General features: G+C 67.9%; 17 protein-coding genes. 11 read left to right on the top strand and 6 right to left on the bottom strand.

Annotation, left to right across the window (positions count from 1 at the left end; translation table 11 throughout):
- Positions 1-346: 346 nt before the first annotated feature.
- The gene (locus ACGFSB_RS09085; protein ID WP_393396313.1) at positions 347-3,097 is read left to right on the top strand and encodes a transglycosylase domain-containing protein; all 2,751 of its coding nucleotides are present in this window, start codon (positions 347-349) and stop codon (positions 3,095-3,097) included.
- Between the two features lie 166 nt (positions 3,098-3,263).
- On the top strand, positions 3,264-4,811 hold the full coding sequence (locus tag ACGFSB_RS09080; RefSeq protein ID WP_393397022.1) for a glycosyltransferase family 87 protein: 1,548 nt from the start codon (positions 3,264-3,266) through the stop codon (positions 4,809-4,811).
- A gap of 111 nt (positions 4,812-4,922) precedes the next feature.
- On the opposite strand, the gene ACGFSB_RS09075 is transcribed toward ACGFSB_RS09080, so the two are convergent.
- The 3 genes from ACGFSB_RS09075 to ACGFSB_RS09065 form a co-directional block, all read right to left on the bottom strand.
- Positions 4,923-5,954: an alanine racemase gene (locus ACGFSB_RS09075; RefSeq protein ID WP_393396311.1), complete on the bottom strand. Its 1,032-nt coding sequence runs from the start codon at positions 5,952-5,954 to the stop codon at positions 4,923-4,925.
- A 90-nt stretch (positions 5,955-6,044) separates the two neighbouring features.
- A complete protein-coding gene (locus tag ACGFSB_RS09070; protein WP_393396309.1) occupies positions 6,045-7,166 on the bottom strand; it encodes a lipid II:glycine glycyltransferase FemX in 1,122 nt (373 codons plus the stop codon).
- A gap of 145 nt (positions 7,167-7,311) precedes the next feature.
- Positions 7,312-7,623 carry a hypothetical protein gene (locus tag ACGFSB_RS09065; RefSeq protein ID WP_393396307.1) on the bottom strand — a complete coding sequence of 104 codons (312 nt, stop codon included), beginning with the start codon at positions 7,621-7,623 and terminating at the stop codon, positions 7,312-7,314.
- 277 nt (positions 7,624-7,900) lie between these two features.
- Here ACGFSB_RS09065 and rpsF point away from each other — a divergent pair, with 277 nt between their 5' ends.
- The 4 genes from rpsF (at position 7,901) to rplI (ending at position 9,645) form a co-directional block, all read left to right on the top strand.
- Positions 7,901-8,191 carry a 30S ribosomal protein S6 gene (gene rpsF, locus ACGFSB_RS09060; protein WP_104787430.1) on the top strand — a complete coding sequence of 97 codons (291 nt, stop codon included), beginning with the start codon at positions 7,901-7,903 and terminating at the stop codon, positions 8,189-8,191.
- A gap of 80 nt (positions 8,192-8,271) precedes the next feature.
- Positions 8,272-8,886, top strand: a complete 615-nt coding sequence (locus ACGFSB_RS09055) for a single-stranded DNA-binding protein (RefSeq protein ID WP_393396305.1) — start codon at positions 8,272-8,274, stop codon at positions 8,884-8,886.
- A 57-nt stretch (positions 8,887-8,943) separates the two neighbouring features.
- Complete coding sequence (gene rpsR / locus ACGFSB_RS09050) at positions 8,944-9,180, top strand: 30S ribosomal protein S18 (RefSeq protein ID WP_003949403.1); 237 nt, start codon at positions 8,944-8,946, stop codon at positions 9,178-9,180.
- 18 nt (positions 9,181-9,198) lie between these two features.
- Positions 9,199-9,645 (top strand): 50S ribosomal protein L9, encoded by a 447-nt coding sequence (gene rplI, locus ACGFSB_RS09045; RefSeq protein WP_393396303.1) that lies wholly within the window; start codon positions 9,199-9,201, stop codon positions 9,643-9,645.
- Between the two features lie 163 nt (positions 9,646-9,808).
- Here rplI and ACGFSB_RS09040 read toward each other — a convergent pair whose 3' ends face one another.
- Positions 9,809-11,152 carry an MATE family efflux transporter gene (locus tag ACGFSB_RS09040; RefSeq protein WP_393396302.1) on the bottom strand — a complete coding sequence of 448 codons (1,344 nt, stop codon included), beginning with the start codon at positions 11,150-11,152 and terminating at the stop codon, positions 9,809-9,811.
- Positions 11,153-11,605: 453 nt separating this feature from the next.
- Between ACGFSB_RS09040 and dnaB the strand changes: the two genes are divergently transcribed.
- Together dnaB and ACGFSB_RS09030 are read left to right on the top strand one after the other, a co-directional pair.
- Positions 11,606-13,084, top strand: a complete 1,479-nt coding sequence (gene dnaB / locus ACGFSB_RS09035) for a replicative DNA helicase (protein WP_393396300.1) — start codon at positions 11,606-11,608, stop codon at positions 13,082-13,084.
- Between the two features lie 294 nt (positions 13,085-13,378).
- Positions 13,379-14,212, top strand: a complete 834-nt coding sequence (locus ACGFSB_RS09030) for a PIG-L family deacetylase (protein ID WP_393396298.1) — start codon at positions 13,379-13,381, stop codon at positions 14,210-14,212.
- A gap of 8 nt (positions 14,213-14,220) precedes the next feature.
- On the opposite strand, the gene ACGFSB_RS09025 is transcribed toward ACGFSB_RS09030, so the two are convergent.
- Complete coding sequence (locus ACGFSB_RS09025) at positions 14,221-15,336, bottom strand: FAD-dependent oxidoreductase (protein ID WP_393396296.1); 1,116 nt, start codon at positions 15,334-15,336, stop codon at positions 14,221-14,223.
- A 71-nt stretch (positions 15,337-15,407) separates the two neighbouring features.
- Between ACGFSB_RS09025 and ACGFSB_RS09020 the strand changes: the two genes are divergently transcribed.
- Positions 15,408-16,091: a TetR/AcrR family transcriptional regulator gene (locus tag ACGFSB_RS09020; protein ID WP_393396294.1), complete on the top strand. Its 684-nt coding sequence runs from the start codon at positions 15,408-15,410 to the stop codon at positions 16,089-16,091.
- Positions 16,092-16,121: 30 nt separating this feature from the next.
- Here ACGFSB_RS09020 and ACGFSB_RS09015 read toward each other — a convergent pair whose 3' ends face one another.
- Complete coding sequence (locus tag ACGFSB_RS09015; protein WP_393396292.1) at positions 16,122-17,636, bottom strand: PLP-dependent aminotransferase family protein; 1,515 nt, start codon at positions 17,634-17,636, stop codon at positions 16,122-16,124.
- Between the two features lie 109 nt (positions 17,637-17,745).
- On the opposite strand from ACGFSB_RS09015, the gene ACGFSB_RS09010 reads away from it, so the two are divergent.
- Positions 17,746-18,615, top strand: coding sequence for a methyltransferase domain-containing protein (locus tag ACGFSB_RS09010; protein WP_393396290.1), 870 nt, complete (start codon positions 17,746-17,748; stop codon positions 18,613-18,615).
- 112 nt (positions 18,616-18,727) lie between these two features.
- Positions 18,728-20,110: a serine hydrolase domain-containing protein gene (locus ACGFSB_RS09005; RefSeq protein WP_393396288.1), complete on the top strand. Its 1,383-nt coding sequence runs from the start codon at positions 18,728-18,730 to the stop codon at positions 20,108-20,110.
- The last annotated feature ends 91 nt before the right edge of the window (positions 20,111-20,201 follow it).

The raw sequence follows: 20,201 nt of genomic DNA, 5'->3' as shown, positions 1-20,201 counted from the left end.
CGACACGGTCTTTATGCCGAGCTGATGTATCGACTCGATACATCGAGACGATAGAACGGCCCGCCTGTTGAGACAAGAGGGGAAACGGTGAACGGCGTCACATCACTGATTCGTAGTAAGTAACTTGCCTGATTTGGGGTGAACTTCGGTCCTACGAGGGTTTTGACGGTGCGTAGTCTGTGCGCCATGCAGACCACAGGGAACCAAGTGACGCGTGAGGGCGTCGTCGTCCCTGGTGCAGTGCGGATGAGTGCTGGGACAGACGCATCCGTACTTCGGGGGGACCGGAAACCAGCCGCCGTTTCCAGGCGCGGATACCTGCGCCTGCCCGAGGAGTAATCGTTCGATGAGCGAGCACCGTCGCAAACCGCCGCAGCCGCAGGGCGGCGGACGCACCGCGGCCAGACGCGGCGCCCCAGGCACGTCGTCGGGCCGCCGCGCGGCACCGCGTGGCGCCACTGGATCGCCCACTTCCTCAACCGGCTCGCCCGGATCAGGGGCCCCTGACGACGGGGACCGTTCCTATGGCGGCCGTGCCGAGGCCCGCCGTGCCGCGCAGCGCAGTGGCGCTGTCGGCGCGGGCGGAAGCCGCCGCAGAGCTGCCGACGGGTCCGGTGCCGGGCGCGGAGGCGCCGGTGGCGGCGGTCGGCGGGGTGGTGGCGGCCCGAACGGGCCCGGCCGTGGCCGAGGCCGTGGCGGTCATGAGCCCCGTAAGAAGCGGTTCATCGACTACCCGCGCGCCGAGAAGGACGGTCTGCGGCGCTGGGTTCCGTCCTGGCGTCTTGTCTCCGGCCTGTTCGTCGGGTTCATCGGCAGCCTGATGGTGGTCACAGGAATCGCCTACGCCCTGGTGCAGGTGCCGAAGGTCGACCAAGCGGCCACGGCCCAGAACAACGTCTATTACTGGTCCAACGGCAAGCCGATGGTCGCGACCGGCGGTGAGACGAACCGCCAGATCATTGATTTCGACAAGATCCCCAAGGCGATGCGGACCGCCGTCATCTCGGCCGAGAACAAGTCGTTCGACGACGACAAGGGCGTCGACCCCATGGGCATCACCCGCGCCCTGGTCAACATGGCCAAGGGCGGCGAGACCCAGGGTGGCTCGACCATCACCCAGCAGTACGTGAAGAACGCGCGCCTCGGTGACCAGTCCCAGACGTTCACGCGTAAGTTCAAAGAGCTCTTCATCTCCATAAAGGTCGGCCGGACGGTCAAGAAGAACGACATCATGGCGGGCTATCTCAACACCGCCTACTACGGCCGTGGCGCCTATGGCATCCAGGCAGCCGCCCGCGCCTACTTCGGCAAGGACGCCAGCGACCTGAACCCCAGCCAGTGCGCGCTCCTGGCGACGGTGCTCAAGGGCGCCACGTACTACGACCCGGCCGGCTCCCCCGAGGTCGACCCCGCTGCTTCGCAGGAAGCCAACACCCAGCGGGCCACCAAGCGGTGGAAGTGGATCCTCGACGAAGAGGTCAAGGACGGCCACCTGACCTCTGCGGTCCGGAGCAAGTACACGAAGTTCCCCAAGCTCCAGAACCCGCGCTCCAACGCCCAGCTGGGCGGCCAGGTCGGCTATCTCGTCGACCTCGCCAAGGCGTACGTGATCAACAGCAGCGACGGCCGGATCACGGCCAACGATCTCCAGCAGGGCGGCTACGAGATCCACACGACCTTTGACAAGGACAAGGTCAAGAAGCTCGAGAAGTCCGTGGAGAAGGTCCGCAAGGCGAAGATCAAACCCAAACAGCGTCCGGACAAGGACACCCACGTCCAGTTCGGTGGGGCCTCGGTGAATCCGAAGGACGGCGCGATCGAGGCCATCTACGGCGGTGAGGACGCGACCAAGCACTTCACCAACAACGCGGACCAGACCGGTGCGCAGGTCGGCTCGACGTTCAAGCCCTTCGTGCTGGCCGCGGCCTTCAAGGACGGCACACGCGCCAAGGACGGCCCGGAGGTCCAGGGCGAGGACCAGCGCACGATCGTCAACCCGAAGAGCCTCTACAGCGGCAAGAACAAGCTCAAGATCAAGAATTACGACGACAGTATCTGGACGGACAAGGAAGGCAAGGAGTGGCTGCAGACCAACGACGGCGCTGCGTCCTACAACGCGCCGACCTATCAGATTGACCTCCGCGAGGCGATGCGGGAGTCCGTCAACTCGGCCTATGTACAGCTCGGCATGGACGTCGGCCTGGACAAGGTGAAGGGCGCGGCAGTCGACTCCGGTCTCAAGGCGAACAGTCTGGCCAGCGCCAATTACCCGTCCTTCTCACTGGGTACGTCGTCGCCGAGCGCGATCCGCATGGCGGGTGCCTACTCCACCTTCGCGGCCAGCGGCAAGCAGAACGATCCGTACTCGGTCAAGGAAGTCGAGCACAAGGGCAACACCGTCTTCGAGCACGAGAAGAAGCCCAAGCGGGCCTTCGACGAGTCGGTCGCCGACAACGTCACCGATGTGCTCAAGACCGTCGTCGAGAAGGGCACGGGCACCTCGGCCCAGCTGAACGGCCGCCAGGTGGCGGGCAAGACCGGTACGACCGACGGCAACAAGTCCGCCTGGTTCGTCGGGTACACCCCGCAGCTGTCGACCGCGATCAGCATGTACCGGCTCGACGACAACGAAGGGAACAAGAAGCGCGAGTTCCTGGAGATGTTCGGCACGGGTGGCGAGGAGAAGATCCACGGCGCCTCGTTCCCCGCGCAGATCTGGAAGGACTACATGGAGCAAGCCCTCAAGGGCGAGCCCGTGGAGAAGTTCAACGTGCCTACTCCGATCGGTTCTGTCGTCGGCGAGACTCCGCCGCCGACCCCGACACCCACCCCGACGGAGACCGAAGATCCTGACAACTCCCCCTCGCCGAGTCCCACAGACACCGGACCGTCCCCGAGTCCAACGGGAAGTCCCGACCCCGGTGAGTCCTGTGCGGATTGGGACTGGCAGTGCAACAACAACGGCGGTGCGTCGGACGGTGGGGCCACCGACGGCAGCACCGGCGGGGAGTCGCCACCGGCCACGGAAGATCCGACCGGCGGCGGAGGGAACAACGGGAACGGCAACGGAGGAGGACTCTTCGGCGGCTCAGGCTGACCGAGATCTCCGAGTGCGTGTTTCACGTGAAACGTACGGTTTCACGTGAAACATGCGGCGCCGAGCGCCGACGTGAGCCGACGAAGGCTGACGAGAACACAGACGAGGGCCGCCACACCGCACCGGTGTGGCGGCCCTCGTCGTGTTCTCAGGCGCGTACGGCAGGATGTGCGGCATGCCCAGTGCAGAGACGACGCGCACGAGCGTGCACAAGACCACCAGTGCACAACAGCCGGAGCCCGTACGGCCGACCAGGGAGGATGAGGTCGCCGCGGCCGGGAGTGAGCTGATCGGCGGACCCATCGGCCGCAGAGTGCTGTTCGCGGCGACGTGGTGGACTCCCGTACGCGTGATCGCGCTCGTGGCCATCGGGATGTTCGCGCTCGGCATGGTGCAGAAGATCCCGTGCTACGACGGCGCCTGGTTCCAGGGTGCGAGCTCGCAGTACACGCACGCGTGCTACTCCGACATCCCGCATCTCTACCAGGGGCGTGGCTTCGCCGAAGGGCTCGTGCCCTACTTCGACAAGCTGCCCGGCGACATGGAGTACCTCGAATACCCGGTCCTCACCGGTGTGTTCATGGAGGTGGCCTCCTGGATGACGCCTGGCAGCGGCAGCATCCAGCACCAGGAGAAGTTCTACTGGATGGTCAATGCCGGGATGCTGATGGCCTGCACGGCGGTCATCGCCGTCTGTGTCGCCCGCACCCACCGGCGCCGCCCCTGGGACGGCCTCCTTGTCGCCCTGGCGCCCGCCTTCGCGTTGACGGCCACCATCAACTGGGACCTGTTCGCCGTCGCTCTCACCGCCGCGGCGATGCTGATGTGGTCCCGCCGCGGTGCGACCTCCGCGGGCGTACTCCTAGGCCTGGCGACGGCCGCGAAGCTCTACCCGGCGTTGCTTCTCGGACCGCTGCTCGTCCTGTGCTGGCGATCGGGGCACTGGCGGGCCTTCTGGAAGACGGCCACAGCGGCCGTGGCTGTCTGGCTCGTGGTGAACCTGCCGGTGATGATCGACCATGACGCCACGGGCTTCCACATCCGCGAGGGCTGGGCGAAGTTCTACACCTTCAGCCAGGAACGGGGCGTCGACTTCGGCTCCTTCTGGCTGATCCTCTCCCAGCGCATGGACGACCCGCTATCCACCGACACGGTCAACACCCTGGCGACGGCACTGATGCTCCTGGCCTGTCTCGGAGTCGGCGCGCTGGGCCTGACCGCGCCGCGCCGCCCGCGCTTCGCACAGCTCGCCTTCCTGGTGGTCGCCGCGTTCATCCTCACCAACAAGGTCTACTCGCCGCAGTACGTACTGTGGCTGATCCCCCTGGCCGCCCTGGCCCGGCCACGCTGGCGCGACTTCCTCATCTGGCAGGCGTGCGAGGTCGCGTACTTCCTGGGGATCTGGCTGTACCTCGCGTACACCACAAGCGGAGACGCCCATAAGGGCCTGCCGACCGAGGGCTACCAACTCGTCATCGTGATCCACCTGCTGGGGACGCTCTACCTGTGCGCCATGGTCGTACGCGACATCCTGATGCCCGAGAGAGACCCGGTGCGGCGGTCCGGTGACGACGATCCGTCGGGGGGTGTCCTGGACGGCGCGGAGGATGTCTTCGTCCTCGGGCAGGCCGCCCATCCACCGCGGCACGCGGCACACTGCACCGAGGGCGCCCACGTGCGGTGGGGGTCGGCGCCAACCGACGTTTCACCCTGAGCGAACAGGCCGCCCGGGTGGCCTGGAATGACTGAAGGGCCGTGAGCGACGGTTGTCGCTCACGGCCCTTCAGCCTGTAGCCGTTTCAGTCCGTAGTCGTTCCCGCTGTGATCAACGGTCGACGATGCGGTCGAACTGCGTGGTGGTGTGCCGCAGATGGGCCACCAGCTCCTCGCCCACCTTCGGCTCGGGCGCGTCCGAGGGCACGAAGAGGATGGAGACCTGCATGTGCGGCGGCTCCGCGAACCAGCGCTGCTTACCGCCCCAGACGAACGGGGCCAGGTTGCGGTTGACGGTCGCGAGGCCCGCACGGGCCACGCCCTTGGCACGCGGCATCATGCCGTGCAGCGCCTTCGGCGCCTCCAGGCCGACGCCGTGCGATGTACCGCCCGCGACGACGACCAGCCAGCCGTCGGATGCGACCTTCTGCTGTCGGTAGCCGAAGCGGTCGCCCTTGGTCACCTGCGTGACGTCCAGGACCGCACCGCGGTACTCGGTGGCGTCGTGGTCGCCCAGCCAGAGCTGCGTACCGATGCGCGCGCGGAAACGCGTCTGCGGGAACTGCTGCTGCAGGCGGGCGAGTTCGTGGGCCTTGAGGTGGCTGACGAACATCGTGTGCAGCGGAAGACGGGCGGCGCGCAAACGGTCCATCCAGCCGATGACCTCTTCGACGGCGTCCGAGCCGTCCGTGCGGTCCAGCGGCAGGTGGATCGCGAAGCCCTCGAGCCGTACGTCCTCGATGGCCGCATGCAGCTGTGAGAGCTCCTGCTCGCTCACGCCGTGCCGCTTCATCGAGGACATGACCTCGATGACGACGCGGGCGCCCACCAGACCGTGCACGCCGTCGAGCGACGACACGGAGCGGATGACGCGGTCGGGCAGCGGCACAGGCTCCTCGCCCCGCCGGAACGGCGTCAGGACCAGCAGGTCGCCGCTGAACCAGTCCTTGATCCGGGCGGCTTCGTACGTGGTGCCGACGGCGAGGATGTCGGAGCCGAAGCGGGTCGCTTCCTCCGCGAGGCGCTCATGACCGAAGCCATAGCCATTGCCTTTGCAGACCGGGACTATTCCCGGGAACTGCTCCAGCATGTGCTTGTGGTGTGCTCGCCAGCGCGCGGTGTCGACATAGAGCGTGAGCGCCATGGCCGGATCCCGGAACCTTTCTCGTGGCTGCGGTGTATCAGAAGTATGAAGACTATGTGTGGCTGTGTGAATTGTCCCGGGTCGTCTCGGTCAGCGGCGCGACATGTAGATGTCCAGCGCCTTGTGGAGCAGCTTGTTGAGCGGGAAGTCCCACTCGCCGATGTACTCGACTGCCTCTCCACCCGTGCCCACCTTGAACTGAATCAGTCCGAAGAGGTGGTCCGTCTCGTCCAGAGAGTCCGAGATGCCCCGCAAGTCATAGACGGTGGCGCCGAGCGCGTAAGCGTCCCGGAGCATCCGCCACTGCATCGCGTTCGAGGGCCTGACCTCGCGGCCGATGTTGTCCGATGCGCCGTAGGAGTACCAGACGTGCCCGCCGACGACGAGCATCGTCGCCGCGGACAGGTTCACGCCGTTGTGCCGCGCGAAGTACAGACGCATGCGGTTGGGGTCCTCGGAGTTGAGGGTCCGCCACATCTGCTGGAAGTAACCGAGCGGCCGCGGACGGAACTTGTCGCGGAGCGCGGTGATCTCGTAGAGGCGCTGCCATTCGGCGAGGTCCTCGTAACCGCCCTGGACGACCTCGACGCCGGCCTTCTCGGCCTTCTTGATATTGCGCCGCCACAGCTGGTTGAAGCCCTTGAGGACCTCGTCCAAGGAGCGGTTGGCCAGCGGCACTTGGAAGACGTAGCGGGGCTGTACGTCACCGAAACCGGCGCCCCCGTCCTCGCCCTGCTGCCAGCCCATCTTCCGCAGCCGGTCGGAGACCTCGAAGGCACGCGGCTCGATGTGCGTGGCCTCGACGTCCCGCAGTCGCTTCACATCCGGGTTCTGGATGCCGGACTTGATCGCGGGAGCGTCCCAGCGCCGGATGACGACCGGCGGGCCCATCTTCACGGAGAAGGCGCCCTGCCGCTTCAGATGCGCGAGCATCGGCTGCAGCCAGTCGTCCAGGTTCGGGGCGTACCAGTTGATGACCGGGCCCTCGGGAAGGTACGCGAGATAGCGCTTCACCTTGGGCAGTTGCCGGTAGAGCACCAGGCCCGCACCGACGAGTTCGCCGGTCCGGTCGTCGAACCAGCCCAGGTTCTCCGAACGCCATTCACTCTTCACATCCGCCCATGCCGGGACCTGGCAATGACTTGCCGACGGCAGGCTCTGGATATATGCCAGATGCTGCTCGCGACTGATGGTCCTCAGGGTCAGACTCATTCGGGGCGCTCCTCGGGCTGGTGTGTCCCCATGGGTACAGGGGCTCCGGCTCTCGCGCCGAAGCCTACTGTGCCCCGCGAGCGCCCCGTCTGGGCGTACGGAACCTTGGCCCCCGCCTACGGGTGGCGGGGGCGTCGAGAGCCGGTTACCAGAGTCCGCCGAAGAGGCCGCCGTGTGCCATGCCCAGGAAGAATCCCACCGCCGAGGCACCGAGGCCGACGATCAGGCAGAAGCGCTCACGGGTCGTCTCGGAGACGAACTGCCCCCACGCACCCGTGGCGATTCCCACCAGACCGGCCCACGAGCTGAGCAGGTGGAGGTTGTGGAACATCGCGGAGACGAAGGCGATCGCACCGAGGACCAGGGTCACGGCGAGCAGCGTGTCCTGCAGTGGATGGGCCTTGCCGTCCGTGGCGAAGAGAGAGCCAGCGGTGTTCGGTCGCAATACCTGTGCCATAAGGCACCTCCTGCGGAAGGCGGCGCATCGTAGCGCCATCAACACCCGATGTGTACAGATTCTGCCCGTCCGCCGCCGGATTTCAACCGGAAGCCCAGGTGCGGGTAGTGTGTACCGTCTGCACCGGTGTCTGCCCGGGCCATGGCAGGGACTCCCGATCGGTCTTCATGATCGGGAAGCCCGATTGTCAGTGGCTGCCGATACCGTTGCGTACGCATCACGACCCTCCTGCCACGGAACGACCGTGGCCGCTGAGTCCAAAGGAGGTGGGTTCCACATGCGTCACTACGAAGTGATGGTCATCCTCGACCCCGATCTCGAGGAGCGCGCTGTCTCCCCGTTGATCGAGAACTTCCTCTCCGTCGTCCGTGAGGGCGATGGAAAGGTTGAGAAGGTCGACACCTGGGGCCGTCGTCGTCTCTCGTACGAGATCAAGAAGAAGCCCGAGGGCATCTACTCGGTCATCGACCTGCAGGCCGAGCCTGCGGTCGTCAAGGAGCTCGACCGCCAGATGAACCTGAACGAGTCGGTCCTCCGGACCAAGGTCCTCCGTCCCGAGACCCACTGAGCTTCCTAGCTCAGCGGTACTCGGGTTCCGAGTAGCAGCAGCAAAAGCAGCCAGCAGCAAACCCGCCGAGAGGTTCCCCCATGGCAGGCGAGACCGTCATCACGGTTGTCGGCAATCTTGTCGACGACCCCGAGCTGCGCTTCACCCCGTCCGGTGCGGCGGTCGCGAAGTTCCGTGTCGCGTCCACTCCCCGCATCTTCGACAAGCAGACCAATGAGTGGAAGGACGGCGAAGGCCTGTTCCTCACCTGCTCGGTCTGGCGTCAGGCGGCGGAGAACGTCGCGGAGTCGCTTCAGCGAGGCATGCGCGTCGTCGTGCAGGGCCGGTTGAAGCAGCGGTCCTATGAGGACCGTGAGGGCGTCAAGCGCACGGTCTACGAGCTGGACGTCGAGGAAGTCGGCGCCAGCTTGAAGAACGCCACGGCCAAGGTCACCAAGACCACCGGTCGAGGCGGCCAGGGCGGATACGGCGGCGGTGGCGGTCAGCAGCAGGGCGGCGGCAACTGGGGCGGCGGCTCCGGTGGCGGTCAGCAGCAGGGCGGCGGCGGTGCTCCCGCCGACGACCCCTGGGCGACCGGTGCGCCGGCCGGCGGCGGTCAGCAGCAGCAGGGCGGCGGCGGTGGCTGGGGCGGAAGCTCCGGTGGCTCCGGCGGCTCCGGCTCTGGCGGCGGCTACTCGGACGAGCCCCCCTTCTAGGCCTCAGGGCCAAGGGTGGGCCGTTCCCACACTTCTTGATCAAACAGGAGAGAACACATGGCGAAGCCGCCTGTGCGCAAGCCTAAGAAGAAGGTCTGCGCATTCTGCAAGGACAAGGTCACGTACGTGGACTACAAGGACACGAACATGCTGCGGAAGTTCATTTCCGACCGCGGCAAGATCCGTGCCCGCCGCGTGACCGGCAACTGCACGCAGCACCAGCGTGACGTCGCCACGGCCGTGAAGAACAGCCGTGAGATGGCGCTGCTGCCCTACACGTCCACCGCGCGATAAGGGAAGGGTGACCGACAAATGAAGATCATCCTCACCCACGAGGTCTCCGGCCTCGGTGCCGCCGGCGAGGTCGTAGACGTCAAGGACGGCTACGCCCGCAACTACCTGATCCCGCGGAACTTTGCGATCCGCTGGACCAAGGGTGGCGAGAAGGACGTCGAGCAGATCCGTCGTGCTCGCAAGATCCACGAGATCGCGACCATCGAGCAGGCCAACGAGGTCAAGGCCAAGCTCGAGGGCGTCAAGGTCCGTCTGGCTGTCCGCTCCGGCGACGCCGGTCGTCTCTTCGGTTCCGTCACCCCGGCTGACGTCGCTTCGGCGATCGAGGCCGCTGGTGGTCCGAAGATCGACAAGCGCCGTGTCGAGCTGGGCGCGCCGATCAAGACGCTGGGCGCCTACGCGACGTCCGTGCGTCTGCACCCCGAGGTTGCCGCTCAGGTCAGCATCGAGGTCGTCTCCGCCTAAGCACTGCGCTTGGCAGAGCTGAAGCAACCGTTGGGCCGCACCCTCAGGGTGCGGCCCAACGTGTTTTACGGAAGCGGTGTCGGTCGCAGAGGTCGCTCTGTTTCACGTGAAACAGAGCGGCGGCGGCCTGCTGAAACAGAGCGGCGGCGGCCTGCCGCCAGGATCAGCGGGTGGCGCCCGTGACGATCCAGCGTCCGGAGCGCGCACGCAGCCAGAGGGTCACCATCCGGACCGTCATCATCAGCGTCATCGCTCCCCAGACGGCAGTCAGCCCGCCGCCGAGGACCGGCACCAAAAGTGCCACCGGAGCGAAGACCGCCAGCGTGGCCAGCATCGCCCAGGCCAGATAGGGGCCGTCCCCGGCGCCCATCAGGACGCCGTCGAGGATGTAGACGATGCCGCAGATCGGCTGGGAGACCGCAACCATCACCAGCGCGGGCAGGGCGGCGTCCTGGACGACGGAGTCGCTGGAGAAGAGCGGGATGAACAGCGGCCGGGCAAGGACGACCAGGACTCCCAGTACGACCCCTGCGGCGATGCCCCACTGCACCATGCGGCGGCAGGCGTCGCGCGCTCCCTGGGGATCGTTGGCACCCAGATAGCGTCCGATGATCGCCTGACCGGCGATGGCGATGGCGTCGAGCGCGAAGGCCAGCAGGCTCCACAGCGACAGGATGATCTGGTGGGCGGCCACATCGGCATCGCCGAGGCGGGCGGCCACCGCGGTCGCGATCATCAGGATGGCGCGGAGCGAGAGCGTACGGACGAGCAGCGGGGCGCCGGCCTGGGCGCAGGCCCTGATCCCGGCGGCGTCGGGGCGCAGTGAGGCGCCATGGCGTCTGGCTCCGCGGACGACGACGAAGAGGTACACGACGGCCATCGTCCACTGGGCGATGACGGTGCCCCAGGCGGAACCGGCGATGCCCAGGCCGGCGCCGTACACCAGGGTCACGTTGAGGACGCCGTTGGCGATGAAGCCGCCGAGCGCGACGTACAGCGGGGTCTTCGTGTCCTGCAGTCCGCGCAGGACGCCGGTGGAGGCGAGCACGACGAGCATCGCGGGGATGCCGAGCGAGGAGATGCGGAGGTAGGTGATCGCGTACGGAGCCGCGGTGTCCGAGGCGCCGAAGAGCTCCACGAGCGCGGGTGCGGTGGGCAGGACGACGGCGATGACGGCGGCGCCGAGCAGGAGGGCGAGCCAGATGCCGTCCATGCCCTGGCGGATGGCGGACTGGAGATCTCCGGCCCCCACCCGGCGGGCGACGGCGGCCGTGGTCGCGTAGGCGAGGAAGACGAAGACGCTCACGGCGGTGGTGAGGAGAGCCGAGGCGACTCCGAGACCGGCCAGTTGTGCGGTGCCGAGGTGGCCCACGATGGCGCTGTCGGCCATCACGAAGAGAGGCTCGGCGACGAGCGCGCCGAAGGCGGGGACGGCGAGGGCGACGATCTCTCGGTCGTGCTGTCGCCGGGCGGCCTTGGTCGCCGTGGGAGCCGGTGTCATGGACATCAATCTAATCTTCCACAGGTAAGAGATGCAATGCCTGATGGACCCTTACCTGGTCTCTGTTGGGACACTCTTCGGCGCGCTGTTTCGCACGATCTTCGGCCGACTGGGAAAGTTTTTCTTCTGCACAGCCGGTGGACGGGAAAGTAGCAGGTCAGAGTGTATTTGCTGAGAAGGCTGAGTGCTTGTTCACAGGGCTGTCCACCGAGCCGTGCACAGGTTTGGCGGGGTTCTCCACAGCATGACGCCCGTCATCCACATGGCCTGTGGATAACCAGATTGGCTGACGGTGGCCACGGGCCTACCGTGGTGCGACGTCCCCCTCGTGCTCCGGCCTCGGAAACCCTGTAAAACCGACGCGTCAGAACCGGAGTTGGGCCGCTCATTTGTCAGTGTCGTGCCGTATGAAAGAGGGGCACGGCTAGGTCCGCGCGGCGGACGGGAGGAGGTGGCCCGGTGAGTATTTCCGAGCCGTTGGACGACCCCTGGGCCGACAGCGGTCCCAGTGACCGTCTGCCCGCTTCCCGGCAGCGCCGCGACGGTGGCAGCGGCCGGGGCGAACAGCACGACCGTGGCCGTGAAGGCGGCGGCTGGGACGGCGGCGGTTCGGCCTTCGAGCGGGTACCGCCGCAGGACCTCGACGCGGAGCAGTCCGTGCTCGGCGGCATGCTGCTCTCCAAGGACGCTATCGCCGATGTCGTCGAGGTGCTCAAGGGCCACGACTTCTACCGGCCGGCGCACGAGACGATCTTCACGGCGATCCTCGACCTGTACGCCAAGGGTGAGCCGGCCGACCCGATCACCGCCGCCGCCGAGCTCACCAAGCGCGGCGAGATCACCAAGGTCGGCGGCGCCTCGTATCTGCACACGCTGGTGCAGACGGTGCCGACAGCGGCGAACGCCGAGTACTACGCGGAGATCGTCCACGAGCGCGCGGTCCTGCGCCGCCTCGTCGAGGCGGGTACGCGCATCACCCAGATGGGATACGCGGCCGACGGCGACGTCGATGAGATCGTCAACAGCGCCCAGGCCGAGATCTACGCGGTCACCGAGCAGCGCACCAGCGAGGACTATCTGCCGCTCGGCGACATCATGGAAGGTGCGCTCGACGAGATCGAGGCGATCGGTTCGCGCAGCGGCGAGATGACCGGTGTGCCGACGGGCTTCACCGACTTCGACTCGCTGACGAACGGCCTGCACCCGGGCCAGATGATCGTCATCGCCGCCCGCCCCGCCATGGGTAAGTCGACGCTGGCGCTGGACTTCGCGCGTGCCGCCTCCATCAAGCACAACCTGCCCAGCGTCATCTTCTCCCTGGAAATGGGGCGCAACGAGATCGCGATGCGTCTGCTCTCCGCGGAGGCCCGCGTGGCGCTGCACCACATGCGTTCCGGCACGATGACGGACGAGGACTGGACACGGCTCGCGCGCCGGATGCCCGAGGTCTCGGCGGCTCCGCTCTACATCGACGACTCCCCGAACCTGTCGATGATGGAGATCCGCGCGAAATGCCGCCGCCTCAAGCAGCGCGCGGACATCAAGATGGTGATCATCGACTATCTGCAGCTGATGCAGTCCGGTGGTTCGAAGCGTGCCGAGAGCCGTCAGCAGGAAGTCTCGGACATGTCGCGAAACTTGAAGCTGCTGGCCAAGGAGCTCGAGGTGCCGGTCATCGCGCTCTCGCAGCTGAACCGTGGCCCCGAGCAGCGGACGGACAAGAAGCCTCAGGTTTCCGACCTGCGTGAATCCGGATCGATCGAGCAGGACGCCGACATGGTCATCCTGCTGCACCGCGAGGACGCGTACGAGAAGGAATCACCGCGCGCGGGCGAGGCGGACATCATCGTGGGCAAGCACCGTAACGGCCCGACGGCCACGATCACGGTGGCTTTCCAGGGCCACTACTCGCGCTTCGTGGACATGGCGCAGACGTAGCAGGGACGTTGTCGCAGACGTAGCAGGGACGTTGTGCGGACGCAGCAGGACGTTGTGCGGACGCAGCAGGACGTTGACGTCGTAGGCACTCACATCTCGTGGCGGAACTTCCAAGCGGCCGCGCCGGGAACAGCCGGTCCGGTCGGCGCTGTTGCATCGACCGAGGCACCGGCGCCGTACGGGCTGGGGACACGGGGACCACAAGGTCGTCCGCCCGCCAGGGCCGGGCCCCGGGACGCGGTACGCCCGCCGCGCACTCGGACCGAGACGTATTTATCGCAGGAGGACTGTTTCATGACTGACCGGCCCTTGACGCTCATGGCAGTGCACGCCCACCCCGACGACGAGGCCACCGGCACCGGAGGGGTCCTCGCGCGGTACGCGGCAGAAGGCATCCGCACGGTTCTCGTGACGTGTACCGACGGCGGTTGCGGTGACGGGCCGGGGGGTGTCAAGCCGGGCGATCCCGGCCATGATCCGGCGGCCGTCGCCCTGATGCGCCGTCAGGAACTTGAGGCGAGCTGTGACGTCCTGAAGGTCAGCGATCTGGAGATGCTGGACTATGCCGATTCCGGGATGACGGGCTGGCCGAGCAACGACGCCCCCGGATCCTTCTGGCAGACCCCCGTGGAGGAAGGCGCCGCCCGACTTGCGGAACTCATGCGCCACTACCGTCCCGATGTGGTCGTCACCTACGACGAGAACGGCTTCTACGGCCATCCCGACCACATCCAGGCCCACCGCATCACGATGGCGGCGCTGGAGATGACCGAGCTGACGCCGAAGGTGTACTGGACGACGATGCCCCGTTCGGGGATGCAGCGGTTCGGCGAGATCATGCGCGAGTTCAATGAGGACATGCCGGAGCCGGACCCTGCCGAGGCCGCCGCGATGGCCGAGATCGGCCTCCCCGACGATGAGATCACCACGTGGGTGGACACCACCGCATTCAGCGGTCAGAAGTTCGATGCGCTGGCCGCGCACGCCAGCCAGGGCGAGAACATCTTCTTCCTCAAGATGGGCAAGGAGAGGTTCGGCGAGTTGATGGGCGTGGAGACCTTCGTACGGGTCAAGGACGCCACCGGCGCGGCCGCAACCGAGGACGATCTCTTCGCCGGACTGCGCTGACCCGCCGTTCAGCCCGGTTGGAAGAATGCGAACATCTTCTGGGCGGCGTCCGGTGACATCAGCAATTCCTGTATGTCCGCGGACATCCGGGCGGCAGCGCCGGTGCGTTCGAACATCTCGCGTTCGTACTCTCTGACGGCGGCGGGAAAGTCGTCCGGGTGCGCGGCCAGCGCGAGACCGAGCAGGGCGCCGTCGAGCAGTGCCATGTTGGCGCCCTCTCCCACCGGCGGCATCAGGTGCGCGGCATCGCCGAGCAGCGTGACATCTGGTGTCGACGGCCAGGTCAGGCCGGTCGGGAGAGTGGTGATCGACCGCGGCACGACCGTGTCGTCGCAGGCCGCGATCAGCGCGGTGAACCGTGAGTCCCAGCCGGGGAGCAGCTCGATCAGCTGCGCTCGGGCGGCGGCCGGGTCGTCGAACGGGATCCCGCTGGTGGCGAACCAGTCCTCGGCGGTGTTGTAGAAGCTGAGGCCGATGCGAACGCGCCCGTCGCCGTTGCGCTGCGCCCCCAGGGATATTCCGTTGCCGAGCACCCAGTAGTTGCCGCGTCCGACCATCGCCGCGAGGTCGGGGTGCGTGCGGTCGATGTCGGGAATGCCGATCTCGACGATGTTCTGGCCGATATGCGCCGGGCGGGCGTCGGTGAGCAGCACGCGGACCCGGGACTGCGCGCCGTCCGCGCCGACCAGCAGGTCGTACGTCGCACTGCTGCCGTCGGCGAAGTGCAGCAGGCCGTTGTCGGCGGACGTGAACGCGCGCCCCCAGCGCACCGCGTCTTCGGGGAGGGAATCGAGGAGCAGGTCGCGCAGATCGGCGCGGTCGACCTCGGGTCGCTCGAGCGGGGCGTCGTCGGGCGTGTCCTCCTGGAGCAGCAGGGTGCCGTCCGGCTCGAGCAGACGCATGTCCTGGCCTTCACCACGGGCAATCGCGTGGAACTGGTCGATCAGACCGGCCTCGCGCAGCGCCCGCTGGCCGGAGTGGATGTCGAGCATGCCGCCCTGGCCGCGCGCACAGCGTGACGATTCACGTTCGTACACGACGGAATCCATGCCGTTCACGTGCAGCACACGGGCGAGAGCCAGGCCGCCCAGGCCGGCTCCGGCGATGGCAATGGTTGCTTTCATGGCTGCTTCCCCTTCGATACGGCGTACTGGTCGATACACTGTATCGTTCGATGCGATGTATTGTTGACGGCATGTTGGTGTGGGAGAGGCCGGAGCCGTCGAATCGACCCGTGCCGGCCCCGTTGAGCCGGGAACGGATCGTGCGAGCGGCGATCAAGCTGGCCGACGCGGACGGCCTGGATGCGGTGTCGCTGCGCAAGGTCGCCACCGCGTTGGACGTCCGTCCGATGCGGCTGTACGGCTACATCGCCAGCAAGGAGGAGTTGCTCGACCTGATGGTCGACGCCGCTCACGCCGAGATCCGGCCGGTCGGAGACGGCTGGCGGGAGGTGCTCCACTCTCTTGCCGAAGCCACTCGGCACACCGCTCACGAGCACGAATGGCTCGCCGATCTGCTGGGTGGCCGACCCCAGCTCGGGCCGCACGCGCTGGCCAGTGGGGAGGCCGTGATGGCCGGACTTGGCGACGACGTGGACGTGGACGCCGTCATGCCGGTGGTTTCCGCAGTCAACGCGTACGTGATCGGCGCGGTGCGTAGGGAGATCGCCGAGCGGCGTGCCGAGCGAGCCACCGGGATGGACGAGAAGCGGTGGCAGGCCTCACTCGGGCCCTACCTGGAGCGGACCTTCGCCACCGGCCGATTCCCCGCGCTGGCCACGGTGGTGCGCGATGCCGCCCACCTGGACGCCGACCACACCTTCCGGATCGGCCTCGACTTCCTGCTCGACGGCATCGGGGCCCGCATCTCAAGGTGACGCGCGGCGGGGCCCGGACTGGCCGTAGCGTCAGGGCAGCCGCCGCAAGACGTCGCCGAGGGTGGCGATGCCCTCGGCTATGTCGGTGGCGGTGGGGGCGGCGTAGCCGAGGACGAGGCCGGGGCGGTGCGCGCGCCGTCTGTGCCAGGACAGCGGCTGGACCTTCACGCCGCGGGCCAGGGCCGCCGCTGCGAGATCGGTGTCGTGGAATCCGGCATCGAAGGTGATCGTCAGGTGCAGGCCTGCCGCGGCGCCGTGGACGACCGCGTGCGGGAGATGGGCTTTGATCGCGGTGATCATCGCGTCCCGGTGGCGGCGGTGGCGTCCGCGCAGGAGGCGCAACTGGCGTTCCAGGGCGCCCGATTCCATCAGCTGGGCCAGGACGAGCTGTGGCAGTGTGGCGTTGCCGAGGTCGGCGTAGCGCTTGGCGGCGACCAGCGCGTCCCGGTACTTCGGGGGCGCGAGGACCCAGCCGATGCGCAGCGCGGGGGCGAGCAGCTTGGACACGCTCCCGGCGTAGCAGACGTGCTCGGCGAGCAGGGAGCGCAGGGCGGGCACCGGAGCGCGGTCGTAGCGGTGCTCGGCGTCGTAGTCGTCCTCGACGATCAGCCCGTCGCGCTCGGTGGCCCAGCGCATCAGCTCGCGCCGCCGTTCGCCGCCGAGCACCACCCCGGTCGGGAACTGGTGCGCCGGAGTCAGCAGGACCGCGGGGGCGCCCGTGGCGCGCAGCTCGTCGACGCGGATCCCGTCGGCGTCCACGGGGACGGGCGGTGTATCGAGGCCTGCGTTGTGCAGATGGTGGCGGGCGCCGAGCGATCCGGGGTCCTCCACGGCCATCGTGCGGATTCCGTCGCCACGCAGTATCTGGCCCAGCAGGGTGATGGTCTGGGCGGTGCCCGCGACGATGACGATGTCGCCCGGGTCGGCGCGGATGCCTCGGGTGCGGGCCAGCCAGTCGGCGACGGCGACGCGCAGTGCCGGGGCTCCGCGCGGGTCTCCGTATCCGAGGGCGGAGGCTGAAAGCTCTTTGAGTACGGTGCGTTCGGCTCGCAGCCATGCGGCGCGGGGGAACGCTGCGAGATCGGGCACGCCGGGCGAGAGGTCGATCCGGGCCGGGGCGGCGCGCAGGGAGTCGAAGACGTCCGTGTCGGGCGGGGCGGTGAACAGCGTGCTCGGGGGTGGTGGAGGCGGGTCCGCGGGTGTGTCGGGCAGGGCTGTCACCGGTGCGGCGACCACGACGGTGCCGTTCCGTCCGTGCCCGGCGACGTGCCCGTCCTCGCTGAGGCGCTGGTAGGCCTCGGTGATCACGCCGCGGGACACGCGGAGTTCGCCGGCGAGAACCCGGGTGGCCGGGAGTCTGCTGCCCACCGGCAGGCGGCCGTCGGCTATCGCGAGGCGAAGGTGCTGGGCCAGCCAGTCCGAGCGTCCGCCGGCCGGGGCGTCGCCGATGTTCAGCTGAAGGAAGTCGGCTCCGGCTGGTGCGGCTTCCGTTCTGTCTGTTCCGGCCGGTGCCGACTCCGCCAGGGACCGCGTCTCGTACGTCATGGGCTCGGCCTCATGTACGTCATAGGCCTGGACTCAGGCGGTATGGACCGGTCGGTATCGCGCTCTTTGGACCTGTTCACCGGGCCATAGTCGCAGCAGAGTTGAAGTCATGCAGACAGACGCAGGTACAGCCACGGAAACCGCGACCCCGCTGACAAACCCCGCCACCCGAGCGGCAGTTGAGTACGTCCACGGATACTCGCACCGCGAGGCCCACAGGCTGGGGGACCAGGCGGACACGCTTGCCACGCTGCTGCACGGCGGTACGGCGTATCCGGCGGGGAGCCGCGTCCTGGAGGTCGGCTGCGGGGTCGGTGCTCAGACCGTCCACCTGGTCGACTCCAGCCCCGGCGCGCACTTCGTGGCCGTCGACCGGTCGGCGGACTCACTGGCGAAGGCCCGCGCCCGCGTCATGGCCCACGCGCCCGACGCGGACGTGCGGTGGTGCCGTGCCGACCTCTTCGATCTTCCTTTCCCGGATGCCGAGTTCGACCACATCTTCGTGTGCTTCGTCCTGGAGCATCTGTCGTCGGCCCGGCAGGCGCTCGCCGGACTGCGGCGGCTGCTTCGTCCTGGCGGGACCATCACCGTGATCGAGGGGGACCACGGGTCGGCGTTCTTCCACCCCGAAAGCACCTATGCCCGCGCGGCGATCGACTGCCAGGTCCAGCTGCAAGCCGACGGCGGCGGAAACGCCCTGGTAGGACGGCAGTTGCAGCCACTCCTTGCAGAAGCCGGATACGACGACGTCCGGGTGGTTCCGCGCACTGTCTACGCGGATCGGACCCGGCCCGAGCTGGTCGACGGATTCACCCGCGGCACGTTCATCGCCATGATCGAATCCGTCAGGGACGACGCGCTGGCCGCGGCCCTCATCACCGAGGCCGACTGGGACCGTGGGATCGCCGATCTGCGCAGGGCCGCGGACGACGACGGGACCTTCCACTACACGTTCTTCAAAGCCACGGGTACGTGCTGAGGCCAGGGGTACGCGTTTTAAAGCCACGGATAGAGCCACGGGTACGCGTTCCGGATGGCGCGCCCAGCGGAATTCGCTCGACGTGGAGGCTCTCCGCCGGTGGACTGTGACCATGACACCACCCCGTGAAGAGCTACTGCCCGCCACTCGTCGAGCCCTGCTGCACCGCGTCGCCACCGCTCAGGCTGAGGGGCGGGCCCCTTCCCTCGTCGCCTCGATCCTCCGGGACGGCGAGGTGGTGTGGACCGAGGGGCGGACCTGCGTCGAGGGGCACGCACCGGATGAGAACGTCCAGTACCGCATCGGCTCGATCACCAAGACCTTCACCGCCGTCCTGGTGATGCGGCTTCGCGACGAGGGTGTCCTCGACCTTTCCGATCCCCTGGGGAAGCACCTTCCGGGCACGGCCGCGGGCGATGTGTCCATCGTGGAACTACTCGCGCACACCAGCGGGTTGGCGGCGGAGACGCCCGGGGAGTGGTGGGAGCGTACGCCTGCTTCGCAGCGCCCCGAGCTCGGTGACGTACTGGGCGAGCAGCCCTTCAAGCACCCCACCGGTCGACGTTTCCACTACTCCAACCCCGGCTATACGCTGCTCGGTTCGTTGATCGAGGCCTTGCGGGGCGACTCGTGGGAAGCGGTGCTCCGCCGCGAGATCTTGGAGCCGCTGGGCTTGAACCGTACGAGTGCGCAGCCGCAGGCGCCACATGCGGGTGGCTGGGCGGTGCATCCGTGGGCGGACGTGATGATGCCGGAACCCAGCGAGGACCTGGGTCTCATGGCTCCGGCCGGACAGCTGTGGTCCACGACGGCGGACCTGGCGCGCTTCGCTGCCTTCCTCCTGGAGGGCGACGACCGGGTCCTGTCCGCCGATTCGGTACGGGAGATGAGGGCGCCGGCGTCACCCACGCCGCCGGGGGACTGGAATGCGACGTACGGGTTGGGCACGCAGTTGATCCGGGTGGACGGGCGCACCCTGGTCGGGCACGGTGGCTCGCTGCCGGGCTTCATGGCCGGGTTGTGGGCGAGCGAGGAGGACGGCCTGGTGGCGGTCACGCTGACCAACTGCACCTCCGGTCCTGCCGTGACGACGTTGGCTGTCGAACTCCTGACGATCGTGGCCGAGGCCGAGCCGCGTATCCCGGAGGCATGGCGGCCCCTGCCCGAGCTTGACGAGGATCTGCTGGCCCTTGCGGGGCCTTGGTACTGGGGGACGAGCGTCTTCGTGCTGCGGCCGACGGCTGATGGGGCGGTCGAGTTGTCGCTCCTTGCGGGCGGGGGGCGCGGTTCGCGGTTCCGGCCGAACGGCGACGGCACCTGGACCGGGCTCGACGGCTACTTCGCGGGGGAGACTCTGCGGGCGGTGCGGCGGCCTGACGGGGCGGTGAGCCATCTCGACCTGGGGTCGTTCTTCTTCACGCGGGAGCCGTACGAGGCGGGGGCGCCGGTGCCGGGTGGGGTGGACCCGGCGGGGTGGCGCGGGCTTCCGTCGTAGGAACGTGGTGGGGGGGGGGGGGGGGGGGGGGGGGAACCACCCCCCCCCCCCCCCCCGGGGCCGCCCCCCCCCCCCGCCCGGGTGGGGGGGC

Origin of the sequence: Streptomyces sp. NPDC048441, assembly GCF_043200235.1 — a bacterium.
GTDB lineage: Bacteria > Actinomycetota > Actinomycetes > Streptomycetales > Streptomycetaceae > Streptomyces.
The sequence above is the reverse complement of the archived record's forward strand: the minus strand, read 5'-3'. Positions and strand labels throughout refer to the sequence as shown.

Coding starts and splice junctions, on each gene's coding strand:
- ACGFSB_RS09085 (WP_393396313.1), top strand. CDS start 347: ATGAGCGAGCACCGTCGCAAACCGCCGCAGCCGCAGGGCGGCGGACGC.
- ACGFSB_RS09080 (WP_393397022.1), top strand. CDS start 3,264: ATGTGCGGCATGCCCAGTGCAGAGACGACGCGCACGAGCGTGCACAAG.
- ACGFSB_RS09075 (WP_393396311.1), bottom strand. CDS start 5,954: ATGGCGCTCACGCTCTATGTCGACACCGCGCGCTGGCGAGCACACCAC.
- ACGFSB_RS09070 (WP_393396309.1), bottom strand. CDS start 7,166: ATGAGTCTGACCCTGAGGACCATCAGTCGCGAGCAGCATCTGGCATAT.
- ACGFSB_RS09065 (WP_393396307.1), bottom strand. CDS start 7,623: ATGGCACAGGTATTGCGACCGAACACCGCTGGCTCTCTCTTCGCCACG.
- rpsF (WP_104787430.1), top strand. CDS start 7,901: ATGCGTCACTACGAAGTGATGGTCATCCTCGACCCCGATCTCGAGGAG.
- ACGFSB_RS09055 (WP_393396305.1), top strand. CDS start 8,272: ATGGCAGGCGAGACCGTCATCACGGTTGTCGGCAATCTTGTCGACGAC.
- rpsR (WP_003949403.1), top strand. CDS start 8,944: ATGGCGAAGCCGCCTGTGCGCAAGCCTAAGAAGAAGGTCTGCGCATTC.
- rplI (WP_393396303.1), top strand. CDS start 9,199: ATGAAGATCATCCTCACCCACGAGGTCTCCGGCCTCGGTGCCGCCGGC.
- ACGFSB_RS09040 (WP_393396302.1), bottom strand. CDS start 11,152: ATGTCCATGACACCGGCTCCCACGGCGACCAAGGCCGCCCGGCGACAG.
- ACGFSB_RS09030 (WP_393396298.1), top strand. CDS start 13,379: ATGACTGACCGGCCCTTGACGCTCATGGCAGTGCACGCCCACCCCGAC.
- ACGFSB_RS09025 (WP_393396296.1), bottom strand. CDS start 15,336: ATGAAAGCAACCATTGCCATCGCCGGAGCCGGCCTGGGCGGCCTGGCT.
- ACGFSB_RS09020 (WP_393396294.1), top strand. CDS start 15,408: ATGTTGGTGTGGGAGAGGCCGGAGCCGTCGAATCGACCCGTGCCGGCC.
- ACGFSB_RS09015 (WP_393396292.1), bottom strand. CDS start 17,636: ATGACGTACGAGACGCGGTCCCTGGCGGAGTCGGCACCGGCCGGAACA.
- ACGFSB_RS09010 (WP_393396290.1), top strand. CDS start 17,746: ATGCAGACAGACGCAGGTACAGCCACGGAAACCGCGACCCCGCTGACA.
- ACGFSB_RS09005 (WP_393396288.1), top strand. CDS start 18,728: ATGACACCACCCCGTGAAGAGCTACTGCCCGCCACTCGTCGAGCCCTG.